This is a genomic window from Ruficoccus amylovorans (assembly GCF_014230085.1).
In the GTDB taxonomy this organism is placed as follows: domain Bacteria; phylum Verrucomicrobiota; class Verrucomicrobiia; order Opitutales; family Cerasicoccaceae; genus Ruficoccus; species Ruficoccus amylovorans.
On the sequence record NZ_JACHVB010000048.1, the window covers coordinates 1 to 1,274 of the forward strand.

Consider the following 1,274-nt stretch of genomic DNA (forward strand, 5'->3'; position numbering starts at 1 on the left):
CACCAGCCGCAGTGCATGCCCGGCTGCGGATGCCAGCGCTCGTGATAGACCCCGTCCACCATGGCCTGGGCCATGCTCCAGAAGCGCTCCCGGGCCGTCTCGTCGGCGGGCGGGAGGCGGTGGACGATGACCTTCGGTGTCTTCGTCTTGACGAGGAAGACCAGTTCGCGGGCCGAGACGGGTTGCCCGGTGGCCTCCTCGATGAGCAACTGGTAGGCGCACAGTTGCCCCTCGTGCAGGAAGGCCTCCAGCTCGACGTTGGGCGTGGCGGCGACCGTCTTGAAGTCGCACACCACCGGACCGTTCGCGGCGGACAGGACCAGGTCCACGTAGCCCAGCAGGGGCGAGGGCAGTTCCGGGAAGTCGTCCTGGAGCTTGACCTCGACCCCGAGGGGCCTGGCTTCGTTCTGGGCGTGTTCGCTCTCGCAGTAGGCCCGCAAGAGGGCCTCGCCCTTGGCCAGGGTGGCCTCGCGTTCCCCCTCGGCGAAGGGGACCGGGGCTTCCTGTTCGTGGGCGTCGAAGGCCGTTTTGTAGTGATTTATAACTACATCGGCAGAGGCATCCCCGCCGCGCCAGCGGGCGATCCAGTAGGCCTGGATGCCCGCGTGGACGGCCTTACCCAGGTGCAGGCTCACGCTGCCCGGCTCCGGCAGGCCCAGCACGCGCTTGAAGTAGAAGCGCAGGGAGCATTGCAGGTAGTCGCGGATGGCCGAGGGGCTGACGTGGGCCAAGGCCCCGTCGCTGGGGCGCAGCGGGAAGGCCACGATATCCGCCGGGGGGCGGTGGTCGGGATCGGCGGGCCGGATCATGGCACCCTCCCGACTGGGGCCGTGCGGCGGGTGCTGCCCCGGCGTGGGGAGCGGGCGGCCTGGCCCTTGCCCCCGTGGCGCTCCAGTAACTCGTCGATCAGCCCGGAGGCTTCGAGTTTGTTGAGGGAGCGCACGCCCTTGCCGAAGCGTTGACGGGCCAACTCGTCCACCTCGCGGCGGTCGAGGCTGTGTTCTTCTACGAGCCTGAGGATCAGCTCACGCTGTTTGGGTGAGCAGGTCCAGGTGTCGGCTCCGTTGGACAGGCCCGGGTGCGGGTCCCGGCTGCCTGCCTTGCGGCAGCCAGCCGGTCTGTTGGAGCTCGCGGTCCACGGAGGTTTGGAGCAGGCGGTACACCCGCTCCGACTCCTCCGGGACCTGGTTGATGTCGCCCAGCTCCGCCCGGATCGTCACCCCGTACTGGTGCGACGAGTACCCCGGCAGTCCGAGCTTCTTGCAATAGTTGGC

2 protein-coding genes and 1 pseudogene are annotated in these 1,274 nt (G+C 68.8%); all 3 read right to left on the bottom strand.

Annotated features, from left to right (window positions below; translation table 11 throughout):
* A partial coding sequence (locus tag H5P28_RS15515; protein ID WP_185676623.1) for a RecB family exonuclease occupies positions 1-809 on the bottom strand: 809 nt, incomplete at its 3' end.
* Positions 806-979, bottom strand: a complete 174-nt coding sequence (locus H5P28_RS15520; protein ID WP_185676624.1) for a hypothetical protein — start codon at positions 977-979, stop codon at positions 806-808. The genes H5P28_RS15515 and H5P28_RS15520, both read right to left, overlap by 4 nt.
* A 46-nt stretch (positions 980-1,025) precedes the next feature.
* A pseudogene (locus H5P28_RS15525) lies at positions 1,026-1,274 on the bottom strand (hypothetical protein); the annotation flags it as partial.